The organism is Nocardia sp. NPDC059229, assembly GCF_042754165.1.
Classification (GTDB): Bacteria; Actinomycetota; Actinomycetes; order Mycobacteriales; family Mycobacteriaceae; genus Nocardia.
The window spans coordinates 577570-590728 of the sequence record NZ_JBHZAK010000002.1 but is presented as its reverse complement, the minus strand read 5'-3'; the positions used below and the strand labels follow the sequence as shown (position 1 = coordinate 590728).

Annotated in this window: 12 protein-coding genes and 2 pseudogenes; 4 read left to right on the top strand and 10 right to left on the bottom strand. The window is 67.3% G+C overall.

What is annotated here, in order from left to right; genetic code table 11:
• Window positions 1-906 precede the first annotated feature (906 nt).
• Window positions 907-1191 (top strand): MerR family transcriptional regulator, encoded by a 285-nt coding sequence (locus ACFXHE_RS09115; protein ID WP_379381411.1) that lies wholly within the window; start codon window positions 907-909, stop codon window positions 1189-1191.
• A 120-nt stretch (window positions 1192-1311) separates the two neighbouring features.
• Here the strand turns inward: ACFXHE_RS09115 and ACFXHE_RS09110 are convergent.
• The 5 genes and pseudogenes from ACFXHE_RS09110 to ACFXHE_RS09090 form a co-directional block, all read right to left on the bottom strand.
• Window positions 1312-1554 (bottom strand): annotated as a pseudogene (locus ACFXHE_RS09110) (DNA adenine methylase); the annotation flags it as partial.
• Between the two features lie 175 nt (window positions 1555-1729).
• Window positions 1730-2317 carry an HD domain-containing protein gene (locus ACFXHE_RS09105; RefSeq protein ID WP_379381384.1) on the bottom strand — a complete coding sequence of 196 codons (588 nt, stop codon included), beginning with the start codon at window positions 2315-2317 and terminating at the stop codon, window positions 1730-1732.
• 842 nt (window positions 2318-3159) lie between these two features.
• Window positions 3160-3543, bottom strand: coding sequence for a cold shock domain-containing protein (locus ACFXHE_RS09100; RefSeq protein ID WP_379381383.1), 384 nt, complete (start codon window positions 3541-3543; stop codon window positions 3160-3162).
• A complete protein-coding gene (locus tag ACFXHE_RS09095) occupies window positions 3533-3769 on the bottom strand; it encodes a hypothetical protein (RefSeq protein ID WP_379261063.1) in 237 nt (78 codons plus the stop codon). Before ACFXHE_RS09095 ends, ACFXHE_RS09100 begins: the two co-directional genes overlap by 11 nt.
• A 689-nt stretch (window positions 3770-4458) precedes the next feature.
• The gene (locus tag ACFXHE_RS09090) at window positions 4459-4881 is read right to left on the bottom strand and encodes an Hsp20/alpha crystallin family protein (RefSeq protein WP_379381410.1); all 423 of its coding nucleotides are present in this window, start codon (window positions 4879-4881) and stop codon (window positions 4459-4461) included.
• A gap of 145 nt (window positions 4882-5026) precedes the next feature.
• Between ACFXHE_RS09090 and ACFXHE_RS09085 the strand changes: the two genes are divergently transcribed.
• Both ACFXHE_RS09085 and ACFXHE_RS09080 read left to right on the top strand, forming a co-directional pair.
• Window positions 5027-5377, top strand: coding sequence for a MerR family transcriptional regulator (locus ACFXHE_RS09085; RefSeq protein WP_379261059.1), 351 nt, complete (start codon window positions 5027-5029; stop codon window positions 5375-5377).
• Window positions 5374-5685 carry a hypothetical protein gene (locus ACFXHE_RS09080; RefSeq protein WP_379381382.1) on the top strand — a complete coding sequence of 104 codons (312 nt, stop codon included), beginning with the start codon at window positions 5374-5376 and terminating at the stop codon, window positions 5683-5685. Before ACFXHE_RS09085 ends, ACFXHE_RS09080 begins: the two co-directional genes overlap by 4 nt.
• Here the strand turns inward: ACFXHE_RS09080 and ACFXHE_RS09075 are convergent.
• The 5 genes and pseudogenes from ACFXHE_RS09075 to ACFXHE_RS09055 all read right to left on the bottom strand — a co-directional run bounded on the left by ACFXHE_RS09075 (window position 5659) and on the right by ACFXHE_RS09055 (window position 12693).
• Window positions 5659-8674, bottom strand: a pseudogene (locus ACFXHE_RS09075) (Tn3 family transposase). The gene ACFXHE_RS09080 and the pseudogene ACFXHE_RS09075 overlap by 27 nt on opposite strands.
• Before the next feature lie 378 nt (window positions 8675-9052).
• Complete coding sequence (locus ACFXHE_RS09070) at window positions 9053-9433, bottom strand: DUF2784 domain-containing protein (protein ID WP_379381381.1); 381 nt, start codon at window positions 9431-9433, stop codon at window positions 9053-9055.
• A 19-nt stretch (window positions 9434-9452) separates the two neighbouring features.
• Window positions 9453-10229, bottom strand: a complete 777-nt coding sequence (locus ACFXHE_RS09065) for an O-methyltransferase (RefSeq protein WP_379381380.1) — start codon at window positions 10227-10229, stop codon at window positions 9453-9455.
• Window positions 10230-10523: 294 nt separating this feature from the next.
• Window positions 10524-11984 (bottom strand): SDR family NAD(P)-dependent oxidoreductase, encoded by a 1461-nt coding sequence (locus ACFXHE_RS09060; protein WP_379381379.1) that lies wholly within the window; start codon window positions 11982-11984, stop codon window positions 10524-10526.
• A gap of 115 nt (window positions 11985-12099) precedes the next feature.
• On the bottom strand, window positions 12100-12693 hold the full coding sequence (locus ACFXHE_RS09055) for a hypothetical protein (RefSeq protein WP_379381378.1): 594 nt from the start codon (window positions 12691-12693) through the stop codon (window positions 12100-12102).
• Here ACFXHE_RS09055 and ACFXHE_RS09050 point away from each other — a divergent pair.
• On the top strand, window positions 12683-13087 hold the full coding sequence (locus tag ACFXHE_RS09050; protein WP_379381377.1) for a hypothetical protein: 405 nt from the start codon (window positions 12683-12685) through the stop codon (window positions 13085-13087). The genes ACFXHE_RS09055 and ACFXHE_RS09050 overlap by 11 nt on opposite strands.
• Window positions 13088-13159 lie beyond the last annotated feature (72 nt).

Genomic DNA, 13159 nt, shown 5'->3' with positions numbered 1-13159 from the left:
CCACCGCCCCCGCAAGATCCACGGCTACCGCAGTCCCGCCGAGGTCTACGCTGACCACCTGAACAGCGGTGACGCACTGACCGTTTGAGCCCGCCATCGTTTCCGAACGGGGAGGTAGGTCCGGGTGCATCGGCGTGGTGGCAGTCCCGGTCGAGGTGGAGATACCTACGATGGCCTGCGGTCACCTCCCGGTCTTGCGGTGACCAGCTGTGGAATCTAGAACCCCCGCCCGGCCTCCGGTCCATCCGTCCTGGAGGCCGGGCGGGTCCATGACCGGGATGCGGTCAGGGGCGGTGCTGCGCAGGCTCATCACGGCCGGCAACCCTGAGTGGCTACTGGCCTACCAACACCGCAGCAGATGTGGGAACCCAAGGCGTCCGCGGGCTGATCGGCGCCCGGATCGCCGCTTCCCTTGGCCGAAAAAATCTGCAGTGGAAGCTCTAGACATTCCATATACGGGTGTGTAATTTGACTGTCGGTCAAGTGAGAGATCGAGTGACTGGGCAGGTGAACTGCCTGGTATGCGGTACCCCCGTCCCTCCGGGGCAGGCGAGAATCCGGCTGGCCCTCTGGCTGCTGGACCGCCGCCGGAGGGGCGGGGCACAGCAAGGCAAGGACTTTCGCAGGCAGGACCCGTACGCATGGAGGTGGTGGCCACTGAGTAATCGACAACCTGTTCCGCGACCCGAGGCTTCTCGGGTGCGGTGTGCGCCATCGGCCTGTGGGGGCCGGTGAACAGTTCGACCCTTTCGTATACGTAGATCCCAGGCCCCGGCGCACCTGCGCCGGGGCCTCCCGTCATTTCAATAATCTCTGAGAGGTGTTGTGCAGCAACCGGATACGACTCCCACCCCTGGTACAGACGGGGTGGACAGACTCGATGACGAGGATTTCCCCGCCTACAGCATGGGCCGTGCGGCGGCGATCCTCGGCGTCACCCAGGCGTTTCTGCGCACTCTCGATGGCGCGCGCCTGCTGACCCCGCAGCGCTCCGAAGGCGGGCATCGCCGCTACTCGCGCTACCAGCTGCGGATCGCCGCGCGTGTGCGCGAGCTGATCGACGCCGGCAATTCCCTGGAAGGGGCGTGCCGGATCGTGATCCTCGAAGATCAGCTCGCCGAGGCTCAAGCCCTCAACGCCACCCTGCAACACGCCCTCGACGAGCACGAAGCACCGGACTCGGGGCGCTGATCCACACCCCACGACTGCTGCAGTCACCGCGGGGTGACCGCCCGGCGTCCTGATGTCCGGGTCGTGCAGATCGAGCGCGCTCCGGTGCTCGCCGCGGGCGTGCGGGGTCGCCGCGCACACACGCTCCAACTCGACGGGGTTGTCGCGCACCACCTTCCAGAAGCCCATCAGCAGCCCGTCGAGGTCGTTGGCGATCTCCATGCGCACTGGTGGTTTGGTCAGCAGGACCGCCAGGCTGCCGGCGCACGCCTCGACGTAGCAGGAATGCGCGGGCAGCATGGCGGCGATCCGCTCGGCCAGACGGGCCTTGCCCCCGTAGTACCGAAATCGGGCGGAGCCCGCGCGATACCGTCCCCCGCAGATCGTTTTCCGAACGCTCCCGGAACAGGGAAACGTTGAGGGGTAGCCGTAGCATCGGCCGAATTTCGGGCGGATATGGCGTAATCCGCTGGTAGGACGGTGTTGTCATCAGGCTTCATACAGCGAAAGAGGGAGTAAGCCGGGACCGCCGTTCGTGTTTCGAACTGATTACCTCCCGTTAGGCGGCGTCCAGCGGGTTCGAGGTGATGCGGGCCGCCGCGCCGCCCGCGACATAGGCCGCCGCCGCGCAGTCCGGCTTGCGCACCGCTTGGTCCTCGAACAGAGCGAGGAAGGCCGGTCCGAAGCCCAACCGGGGGTATTCGGCCACCAGCGCGGTGCGGAACGCAGGGTCGAATTCGTCCACCCGCAGGCCGGAGACGTCCGCGCTGGTGCCGACCTGGAGGAGGTGACTCTCGACGTCCTCGGCCGCGCTGACGTCGTCGCGCATGTGCAGAACGATCACCTCCTCGGCACGGGCGCGCCGGGCCGCTGGCCATCCCAGACCCGTGGTCAGCACGCGGGCGACATGACCACCTGCCTCCTCGAACGGGAGGGTGTGGTTGTCGAACGGAGCGGTCAGGCCCAGGTCATGCAACAGCGAGCTGACGTAGAGGAGCTCCTCGTCGTATGAGAGCCCGTGCGCGGCGGCATACGCGGCGGCGAAGGCGTAGGAGCGCACGGAGTGGTTGAGCAAGGTCGCGTCCGCGTACTCGGAGGCGATCTCGAAGGCGGCTCGCGCCGATGGTGTGTCAAGTATCCAGCTCATGGACCCTCACCCTAGGGTCGCAACGCCGCGTCGCTGAAGTCCATCTCCGAAGGACCTTCCTGGCCAGTTCAGCCGGGCCGGCGCACGGATATCCCTCAACCCCCAAATCCGCCCGAAATTCGGCCGATGCTACGGCGACCCCACATGGGATCCACCGCCAAACCGGCCGACACGACCGTGGTCATCTCGACCATCGCATCAGCACAGCCGACTGCCCCACCACAGCCGTGCTTCCCGTTCCAGACCTCCTGCTGATCGCACGAGATAGCCTGGCGCTCTAGCTCTGCTCACCCGGCGAACAGCGGCTCGGGGGGTTGCCCACCTGCGTCGACGCCCCTCGAAAAGCGTCTGGCGCGAAAAACAAAGACAATGACGTGACCAGCAGCGGAGGGCTCGATGCCGGTGTTCCGCTGGACGATCGGCAAACGGAACACCACGACTACAGTAAGCATTTCGGGCCGCCCGGTTGCGGGCGGCCCGAAAGTTGGGTCAGTGAGCGGTGATTGCGCTTGCGGCGGGTCGGGTGCGGCGTGGGTAGGGGTTGCGGGCGCGGGGGTGACGGGGGTCAGGAGATCGAGGTGCTGCCGGATCGGCGCGCATGGCGGGCTGCATGATCGTGTCCCACCACGGGCGCAGGGGGCTGGGCTCGGGCCAGTACACGACCGAGGAGTCGTCGGGATCGGTTGCGGCGGCGGGTATCCGGCGCCCAGCAGCGCGAGGGCGCGGGTGGCCGGCGGCCTGGGGCGGGTGTGTGGAAGTCATGGCGATTACCGGAGTCGGGCTGTGCTGGGGAGCAGGTGTGATGCGGTCGCGTCTCGTTCGGTCAGGTGCTGGTGTCCGGCTCATGCGGCGCGCGCACGGCAGCGGGATCGATACGGCCGATCGGGTCGGGTTCGTGGGCGCGGCCGGCCGGTGCCCGCTGCGGGTAGAGGCCCGACGCTGGTGGTGCGGATGTAGGGCACGACGCGGGTGGCTTCGGGCCCGCGGCCGGTGTCGGTGGCGGTGAACACCACCGGTTGCCCGACGGTGAGGGTTTTGAAGCCGGGGACCTCGATCACCTGGTAGTCGACGAACACCGCGGGGCCTGTGTCGGGTGTCAGGAACCCGAAGCCCTTTTCGGTGTTGAACCAGGCGACGTGGCCGTGCTGCCAGCGCGGCAGCTGCTGCGCGTCGTGGGTGTGGGGTTCGCCCCGGGAGGTGGCGAGGTGTGGGCACTCAGTCGGCATTGTGGTGGTCGTAGTCGTCGTCATCGCAGTCCAGTGGGGTGATCCAGGCTTGGTCGATACGGTCGGTGATCCCGGCGTGCTCGAGCGCGGCGCGCACGGTTTCGGTCGGCGGTGCCAGTGTCGTCGGATCCAGTCCGGCCTCGCGGTCACTGTCGCCGACGGGAAGGTTCTGTTCGGCGCGGTCGAAGTCGCTGCCCGCCAGGGCGAAGGTCGCGGTGCTGCTCATTGCTCTGCCCTCCTCGAGTCGATCGTGGTCGATGAAGCGAAAGGGGCCGGGTGAGCCCGGAAGTCACAGCTGACCGGGCTCACCCGTCGACGGAAGGAATCTGAACAGGACTTCCCTGTGAATGTTCTCGCGCGGGCCAACGACCCCGTGCCGTGGCTGCCGGGGTGCCACTCGCGGTGGCTGTGCACGCGCCGGACCGAGGGGTGTCCGTGAGGCGCTGGTGCCGATATGCAGGCCCGGCCACGGTCGTCGACCCGTGGTCGCGAGAACAGTTGTGTAGGAGAACGTTTCGTGTGATCTGCGTTGTTTGTCGATGTCTGACAGGCATCACCTCGCTCTCACTGGTCGTCGAATACCATGTCGAGCCGGGCCCAGGTGTGCTGTGGGCGGGCCGCGTTCCCGACCCTGCGCGCCGCCGGGCCGATGAGAATGGTGCCGTGTGGTCGGCCACCGGCGGCCTGATCGTGGCCGGGGTGTGCGGGGTTCGCGGCGCGGCGGGCAGTCCCAGCGGTCGACGGCGCGGCACAGGATGTCGTCGATCTCGGCGAACAGTCCCTCGAGATCGGGATCCAAGCCCAGCAGCCGAGGATCCAGCCACGACAGCTCCTCGGCGGTCTCGCTCGGCGTGGGACCGGTTGCGCATCTCGTCACGAGGATCATCACAGGGCCTCCCGTGATGGCGCCGGGGGTCAGGCGTTGATGGCCTGATGCTCGCCGTTGTGGTGGGTGATCTCGATCTTGCGGGGTTTGGCCTTCTCCGCGACCGGGATCACCAGGCGCAGCACGCCGTCGCGGTAGTCGGCGCGGATGGCGTCGGTGTCGAGGTTCTCCCCGAGGAACAGCTGGCGGGAGAACACGCCGCGGGTGCGTTCGGCGGCGAGCATGGACCGGTCGGGGTCCAGTTGCGGGCGTGATGCTCTGACGGTCACCACGTTGCGTTCGATGTCCAGGTCCAGGGATTGCGGGTCGATGCCGGGCAGGTCGAGTTCGACGTAGAAGTCGTCGCCCTCGCGCCAGGCGTCCATCGGCATCACCGCCGGACGCGCCGACGTGCCGAACACCTGCTGGGTCAGGCGATCCAGATCCCGGAACGGATCGGTGCGCATCAACATGGTCGCCACCTCCACTCACTCCATTCTCTCTCGGTGGTGCTCAGATAACCTCTGTCATCTGACAGAGATTTGTTTTAGCACTCTAGTGAGGAGAGTGCAAGTGTCGTGCTGAGGTAATCTGGTGGCATCGAGAAAGAGAGAGCAGATGCTGGATCGACACGACCCCCTGCCCGGTCCGGGTGGTGCTCACCGGCCGGGCCCGCGGCAAGCGGTGTACGGGATCTCGGTGGCCGCCGAGCTTGCCGGGATGGGCGCGCATTCGCTGCGCCTGTACGAGCAGCACGGGCTGCTCACCCCGGCCCGTAGCGCGGGAGGTACCCGCCGCTACAGCGACGACGACCTGGCCCGGTTGGCGCGCATCGCCGCGTTGGCCGGCGAGGGGATCAACCTCGCCGCGATCGCGCGGATCCTCGACCTCGAAGACAGCAACACCGCACTACGCCACTCCAACGCCGCGCTCACCGCCGAACGCGACCGGCTCCGCGACACACCATGACCGCCACACCCCCGCCGATCGGCCCGCCCGCCACCGACACCGCGGTCCTCGAGCGGATCGACCCGCTGCTGCACGACATCGCCCGCGACCTGGCCACCCTGCGCCAGCTCGAACACATCCAGCGCCAGCACCAGATCACACTCGCCTGCACCGAGGCCATCGCCACCGACCTGCACGCCGAGATCACCATGCTGGCGCAGGGTCTCGCTCATGCCCGTGCACTCCCCGAACCCGTGCACCCGCACACTCTCCCCGCCGCGCCTCGCCGGCCGGGATCGGGATCAGAACAGGGTGTCGCGCACCCGTAGCGGTCGGTAGCCGGTCGGCCCGAGGGCGGCGAGTTCGGCATCGATGTCGACCTCGATGGCGCCGAAGAAGTTGATGTTCTCGCTGTGCGCGGGTGAGACGTGGGCCAGCACGTCGGCGTCGATGCGGCGGCCTTGGCGGCGCATCTGCTCGACCGCGAGCCCGTAATACTCTGTGGTCCAGGTGATCAGGGCGTTGGTGACCAGGGTCAGACACCATGCCTGCTCGGTCTGGGCTTCCAGGTGACGGGCACGGATGGCTCCTTCGTGGGCGTAGATGAGGCCGCGTTTGAGTGCGTGGATGGATTCGCCCTTGTTGAGCTGGCGCGAGATCTTGCGTCGGTAGTCAGGGTCGGTCAGGTACCGGCAGGCGTAGATGGTGCGGCGCGTCGCCCCGTATTCTTTCAACGCTGCGGCCAGCGCGTTCTGACGCCCGGACGCGGACAGCTTGCCGACCAGCAGCGACGCGGTGGCGTGCCCGAACTTCAGCGATCCGGCCAACCTGAGCAGGTCGTCGTAGTGCTCGGCGATCAGGTCCAGATTCAATTTCCGTGTCAGCAGAGGACCGGCGTGCGGGAACCGTACATCGGCCTCGGCGCGCGGCACCGGCCGGTACAGGGTGATCTTGCCCAGGTCCCTGATGCGCGGGGACAGCTGCATCCCCAGCAAATCGAACAGCGCGAAGTTCACAAGGGTGACCCCATGAGTATCGGTCGCATGCTCGGTGATCGGCAGATCCGTTGCGTTACCGAGGATCTCGTCCAGGACGTAGTGGGCTTCGCGACGGGTGGTGACGATCACCTTGGTGCCGTAGGTGGTGTGCTGATCGGTGACATGGGTATAGGTCGACAGGCCCTCCTCGGCGAAGAAGTGATTAACCGCGCGAGCCGTGGTGGACTTGCCGCGCGTCGGGAACCGCTGCCCGTCCGACGACGAGAGCGTGCCGGTGCCGAAAGCCGCTGTCAGCGGCAGTCTTTGGTGGTAGCCGATGATCGCCAGATTCGCCGCCCGCAGGGTCTCCTCCCGCACATACCACTCCGCGGTCCAGGACAGGATGTCATAGGAGATCCCCGACGCCGCAGCCATATTGGTCAATCCCAGGTTCGTCGAATACGCCCAGCAGCACCGCGATCAGATTGCGTTTCAACTCGCGGCTACGCGCCTGCTTGCCACCCGCGTGGGTGAAACAGTCCAGGTAGCCGGTGCGTTTGTCCAGCTCGATCAGCACCGACACGATCGGCGCGAACGGCAGCATCTCGGTCAGCTCGGCCTTCAACTCGATCGCCTCGGTCGGGATGTCCTCGGCAGTCAGCAGGGAGATCACCAGATCACCGGCCTCATCCAGGCGCACCGGCCCGTCACCGGCGGCGAGCAGCTGCTCCAGCTCACCGACCGCCGTATGCCACTCGTCGGTGAGCGCGGCCAACGCGGCGGCCGGGTCGGCTGGTTTGTCGACCAGGCGGCAGAATTCGGCGCGCTGCGGCTCCCATTGGGTCGGGGTGAGCAGGTAGGCGGCCGGGTCGGCGTAGCGCCGTGATCCGGGCACGAACACGTCCCCGGTACGCAACCCGTCCCGCAACCCCAACAGCACACACAGCTCCCAAAAGTGCCGATAGGCCACGGTATTGCCGGTCTTGCGGGCCTCGTCGAGATAGCCGCGCCACTTGGTCGGCACGAACCCCGTCGGTGCGTCGTGGAACACCTTGCGGCGACCGGTCGCGTTCAGCTCGCGCAGCATGTTCACCGCGATCAGCAACTCCGTCGCCGCCGTGCCGCCGCAGAACCGGACCGCCGACAACACCGCCGGAGTGAACTTCCGCAGATACGAATACGACGAATCGAGAGCGGCCAGATGCCCGTGATCACGCGGCAACCGCGGCTGGGCCTGCGCAATCGCGGCCCGCAACCGGTCCAACCCGATGCCCTCGCCCCGGATCAACCCGCCGACATCCTCGTCAGGGATCTGCGGGTCGATGAGGATCGCCAGCAGGTCATCCAGCAGCGCCTGCCGGTCCTCCCCGGTCTTCGCCCGGTCGGCCAGTCGCTCACGCATCCGGTTCTCCGCGGCGCTGAACTTGCCCGACAGTGCCTGATCGAACAACGCCACCACCTCATCGAGCACATCAGCGGCCGACTGCGCCAACACCGTCAACAAGATCGGATACCGGCGCTGCGGATCGCGACGCTCCAAAGCCTGCCCGGTCAGCCGGCGACCGAGGGTAGCCAGAAACCGGCGACGCTCCGCCGGCAACACCGACAGATCAAGAGTGTCCGCGCCCAAGCCGCGCACAAACCCCAGCTTCTCGACCTCGTTGCGCACCGCGGCCGCCGACGCCTCCACCGGGCCTGTCGACAGCCACCGCAACCGCGACATCCGAATCGAGGCATCGGTGACCAACAACCCGTCCAACTCCGCGCAGCGTTGCGGCGTCAGCTCATGCGCCAACCGGTCGTAGGTCTCCCGTTGCGCCTGCTCACGCGCGTGCACGACGCGGCGAACCACAGTATCGGGACTGGGCCGGATCACCCTCGCCGAGATCAGATACTCACACCCCAACCGGAACAGCAGGGTCGGGGAATCATGCTCCATCGCCCGCGCCAACAGGAACTCGTCGAGCTCTTTCAACTCCATCGCACCCGCGCTCCGCCAGCTCAGATACTGGGCCACCAACCGCAGATGCGCGGTGCGGGTCTGCGCCCGGCGACCATACGAACGGATCTGCGACGCATCGACTTTCAGCTGATCCGCCAGCCGCGCCACCACCACCGGAGGCGCGGCCGCGACCCTGTCCGGCACGAACCCCAACCACGGCAGCGTGCACAACGCTACCGACAGACCGAGCTGATCCTCCGGACCACGCCCCCGCCCCGGCGCGACGAACGCGATATCGGCCGGAGTCAACGTGAAAAACCGGAACAGCTCCTCGCGGCTGATCTCCGGAAACTCCCGCAGCCGCACCAACTCCTCAGCCGCGAACACCTGCGTCGCCACGAAACCCGCCCTCCAGCACACCGACCAACCTCATCGGCAGCCAAGCCAAGCACCTACCCGCACCCGCCCGCAGCCCGAACCGATCACAACACCATCCGTGCTGGTCCAGCCATATGTGTTGTTTTCCGCGCGATTACTACCGGAACCCCCAGATGCGGTTTCCATCTTGCCAAGAAGTTGCCAAGACAGCTCTGAACAGGCCGGACTGGACGGCGCAGGACGGACGGAAGGCCTTCGGCGCGCCGCCGATCCGTGACACCTCCGCATATCGAATCCGCGGCCTGCGGCGGTGATCCGGAACTCCGGATCACCCGGCCATCGGGCTGGCACCCTCTGTCCGCAACGGGGCAGAATGATGTCTCTAGCTGCGTAAACGTGTCACTTCGCCGCAGCGGTTCTCGCGCCGCGGCGCCGTGAGAGCCACACCAGCCCGACCCACGACACGACGACACAGATCATCACGAGCACCCGCACCTCCTCCAGGGCGCTGCGCGGATAGAGCACTCCGGTGATGTAGTAGTCGATGAACCCGCTCGAGGGCAGGCCCGCCTCGCCGGCCCGATGCCGCGCCCAGTTCTCCAGATTCGTCAGCGGGCACTCGATCGTGAACAGCACCGTGCTGAAACCCCAGCCGAAGGCGAGCAGGTGCAGCCAGATGGTGCGCGGCCAGCGCCAGGCGATGAAACCGCCCACCACCACGTAGGCCACGAACAGGAAGTGCACGATCGCGGTCGCGTCGGCCAGCAGCCGGTAGCCCATGACCCCAGGATAGAAGTGATCAGCCCAGGTACTCCGATTCCAGGACAAGATCTTTGAGCAGCGACTGGTATTCGACGTGGCTTTCGTGCTCGATGGTCCGCCAGCTCGCGCCCTCGGCCTCGTGCAGGTAGCGCCGGTACTCCGGGGCGCCCGGGATACGCACATTGTCGGCGACCGCGATGCTGCCCGGATGCAGCCAGCCGGCCGCCAGGATGGTCTTCAGATCGGGCAGGTACGCGCTCTTGTCATGATCGATGAAGATGAAATCGAGTGCGCCGGAGCCGAATCCGTACTCGCTCGCGAGCCGCTCGACCGTCTTCCCGCCGTCGCCGATCGTGCCCACCACCACGCTCACCCGATCGGCGAGCCCGGCATGTGCCAGCAGGGTCCGGGCGATCTCGGCATTGTCGGGATTGAGCTCCACCGACACCAGGCGCGCTCCGGGGGAGAGGGCCCGCCCGATCCGGACCGCGCTGTACCCGCAGTAACCGCCCAGCTCGAGCGCCAGTTTCGGCGCAGCCCGCTGCACGGCGGCGTCGAGGATCAGCCCCTTCTCGTCCCCGACGTTCACCAGCATGCTCTGCGTGCGGGCGAAACCGTCGTAGGCCGCGAGCACGCTGTCCGGATCGCCCGCGGCGGAATGGGTGAGTACGTAGTCCCGGGCGGCGGCCTCGCGGCCATCGCCCACCTGCCCGGTCCGCATGAAAGTCGGCCCGCCCAAAGCGAATCGAATCACCGACCAGCGCAGGAACGGCAGTCGCTCCCGCAGCGTGGTGGCCAAGGATTTTCCACTCATGAGATCGTCCGTTCTCGTAGTGGGGGAGTGCGTCGATTATGGTCCTGCGCTGGGACGTTGGGGTAGGGCGGGGGTGCTGTACGAGGGGCCCGAACACGGATCGGGAGTCTCCTTCGGCTGGAAAGGGGGCCTGAACCGGCATGGCGTCGTTGAATCGTGGATAGAACATATTGATACGGACATATGCGCATCTAAACATGAGTCACCTTCTCATCGGAAAAGTCCTGTACCAGCCCCATCACCCTCAAAACACAGCCACGAGAGGAGGGGCCGGTCAGGCCCAGGTGGGGTGAGTTACCAGTTGGAGGGTTCGTAGTCCTTGAGGAAGCACCCGTAGAGGTCGTCGCCGGCTTCGCCGCGGACGATCGGGTCGTACACGCGGGCCGCGCCGTCGACCAGGTCGAGGGGTGCGTGGAAGCCTTCCTCGGACAGGCGGATCTTGGTGTAGTGCGGCCGCTCGTCGGTGATCCAGCCGGTGTCGACGGCGGTCATCAGGATCTTGTCGCCCTCGAACATCTCGCGCGCGCTGGTGCGGGTGAGCATGTTGAGTGCGGCCTTGGCCATGTTCGTGTGCGGGTGGCCGGCGCCCTTGTAGCCGCGCGCGAAAACGCCTTCCATGGCGGACACATTCACCACGTACTTGCGCCGGGCCGACGCCGCGGCCATGGACGGGCGCAGCCGGGAGATGAGGATGAACGGTGCGACCGAGTTGCACAGCTGCACTTCGAGCAGTTCGGTGGCGTCGACCTCGCCGACGGTCTGGACCCAGCTGTTGGTGTGGGCGAGGTCGGGGACGAGTCCGCCCGCGTCGATGGCGACGCCCTGCGAAATGCGTTCCGGCGTGGCCGATCCGGCGACCAGGGCCAGGTCGGTGATGTCGGCCGCGGTGAGGTCGGGTGTGAGCGAGGCGGTGAGTGCGGTGGGGTGCGCCTGCATGGTCTTGCCGAAGCTGATCACGTCGGGCAGTTCGCCCGCGGGCAGGGGCCCGTTCTCGGCTTCGACCAGGGCGCTGTAGGCCCCGGCGGTGCGGCGCACGGTCTGTGCGGCGTTGTTGATGAGGATGTCGAGCGGGCCCTGTGCGGCAATGTCATCGGCGAGTGCGACGACCTGGGCGGGGTCGCGGAGGTCGATGCCGACGATGCGGAGCCGGTGCAGCCAGTCGGCGCTGTCGGGCTGGGCGGCGAAGCGGCGGATGGCGTCGTTGGGGAAGCGGGTGGTGATGGTGGTGTGGGCGCCGTCGCGGAGCAGGCGGAGGGCGATGTACATGCCGATCTTGGCGCGGCCGCCGGTGAGGAGGGCGCGTTTGCCGGTGAGGTCGGTGCGGGCCTCGCGTTTGGCGTGGCTCTTGGTGGCGCAATCGGGGCAGAGCTGGTGGTAGAAGGCGTCCACGCGGGTATAGCGCTGTTTGCATATGTAGCAGGGGCGCGGTCGCAGCAGGGTTCCGGCGCTGGCTCCGGTGGTGGTGGAGCTGATCGGGATCCCGGCGGTTTCGTCGTCGATGCGGTTGGGTGAGCCGGTGGCGGTGGCGGCCACGACTTCGCGGTCGGCTTCGGAGATGGCGTCGCGGGCGGCGATGCGCTTGTTGCGCTTGAACTTCTTGAACATGTGCGCGACGGCCCGCTGCACGGTGACGGAGTCCGGGTGTTCCTTGTCGAGCTCTCCGGCCTGTTCGAGGACGCGCAGGCAGATGGCCAGGTCGCCGGGGTCGATGGCTGGTGCGTCGGACTGTGGTGCCGGGGTGGTCTGCTCGGCCATCGGAAGCTGCGGTGATCCTTCGTGCGCGGGGTGGTGGACGAGCCATTCTCTCAAAGGGCCGGATATGGGAAACGCCCGGCTGTTGCGGGGCCGGGCGTTGTGGTGTGGGGTGCGGTCAGTTGGCTGTGGTGCGGAGGGGTGCGAGATCGTCTGCGTCGTCGTCGCGGCCGAGTTCGCGGGCGCGTTCGGCGAGCCGGGTTTGCAGGCGGGCGGGGATGTCGTCGCGGACCTGAATGAGGGCCTGCCACGCCGTGTCCGGGGTGTCGGGGGTGAGGGCGGTGAGGAATTCGGCGATGTCGTCCATGTCGTCGATGAGGGTCAGGACGCGGGTGCGGCCCTCGTGGTCCTGGGCGAGGGCGATGGGGATCATGGCGGTCCAGAGGCCGGCGGTGTGGGCGTCGCGGATGAGGTCGCCGAGGCGGTCGTCGTTCTGTTCGCCGACGCGGGTGGCGATGAAGGCGAGCTGGGGGTCGGGCAGGTGGGCGGCGAGGGGCAGCAGGTTGACCCATTGTCCGCCGTCGAGGGCGGCGTCGGTGATGGCGGCGAGGACGGTGTCGGTGTGGACGGTGGGTCGTTCGGCGAACAGGCGCAGGCTGTCGTGGCTCATGGCGCTGGTGAGGGGGAGCAGCGTGGACCAGGCGTCGAGTTCGGCGACGGCGGTGATGAGGGCGTCGAGGACGTCGCCGCCGCGGACGGCGTTGCGGCGCATCGTCACCGAGTACGCGCGGGGGATTCTGGAGCATCCCAATGTGTTCCGGTATCTGGGGCAGGCGCCGGTGGTGCAGCAGTCGGGTGCCGGTGTGCTGCAACTGGATCTGGGCCGGGATGCGGCGCGGCGGCTGGAGAAGCTGGCGCGGTCGGTGGCCGAGGCGGTGTCCCTGGATACGGCGGGGCTGGATTATCTGTCGCGGGCGCTGGTGGGGGCGGTGGTGTCGATGACGGATCTGTGGTTGTCGGATTCGGATACGCCGTCGGGTGAGCAGACCGCGGAGTTCGTGGAGCGGGCGACGGAGCTGGTGTGGGGCTCATCGATGGGTTTCTGCGGCGGCAGGGGATCGAGGCGGATGCGGATACGCCGATCTTCTCGACCTTGGCCGAGGTGAATCAGTCCCGGTCGGGCGATTGTTGACGCATTGTTGACACGCCGCCAATAGCCGTGCACGCTGAGGGGCGAG

What these genes read in the sequence shown, in the direction of transcription:
- ACFXHE_RS09095 (WP_379261063.1), bottom strand. Translation starts at nt 3,769, where the DNA reads ATGAGCAGCACCGCGACCTTCGCCCTGGCGGGCAGCGACTTCGACCGC.
- ACFXHE_RS09070 (WP_379381381.1), bottom strand. Translation starts at nt 9,433, where the DNA reads ATGGGCTACCGGCTGCTGGCCGACGCGACCGCGATCGTGCACTTCCTG.
- ACFXHE_RS09055 (WP_379381378.1), bottom strand. Translation starts at nt 12,693, where the DNA reads ATGCGCCGCAACGCCGTCCGCGGCGGCGACGTCCTCGACGCCCTCATC.
- ACFXHE_RS09065 (WP_379381380.1), bottom strand. Translation starts at nt 10,229, where the DNA reads ATGAGTGGAAAATCCTTGGCCACCACGCTGCGGGAGCGACTGCCGTTC.
- ACFXHE_RS09100 (WP_379381383.1), bottom strand. Translation starts at nt 3,543, where the DNA reads ATGCCGACTGAGTGCCCACACCTCGCCACCTCCCGGGGCGAACCCCAC.
- ACFXHE_RS09115 (WP_379381411.1), top strand. Translation starts at nt 907, where the DNA reads ATGGGCCGTGCGGCGGCGATCCTCGGCGTCACCCAGGCGTTTCTGCGC.
- ACFXHE_RS09080 (WP_379381382.1), top strand. Translation starts at nt 5,374, where the DNA reads ATGACCGCCACACCCCCGCCGATCGGCCCGCCCGCCACCGACACCGCG.
- ACFXHE_RS09105 (WP_379381384.1), bottom strand. Translation starts at nt 2,317, where the DNA reads ATGAGCTGGATACTTGACACACCATCGGCGCGAGCCGCCTTCGAGATC.
- ACFXHE_RS09060 (WP_379381379.1), bottom strand. Translation starts at nt 11,984, where the DNA reads ATGGCCGAGCAGACCACCCCGGCACCACAGTCCGACGCACCAGCCATC.
- ACFXHE_RS09085 (WP_379261059.1), top strand. Translation starts at nt 5,027, where the DNA reads ATGCTGGATCGACACGACCCCCTGCCCGGTCCGGGTGGTGCTCACCGG.
- ACFXHE_RS09090 (WP_379381410.1), bottom strand. Translation starts at nt 4,881, where the DNA reads ATGTTGATGCGCACCGATCCGTTCCGGGATCTGGATCGCCTGACCCAG.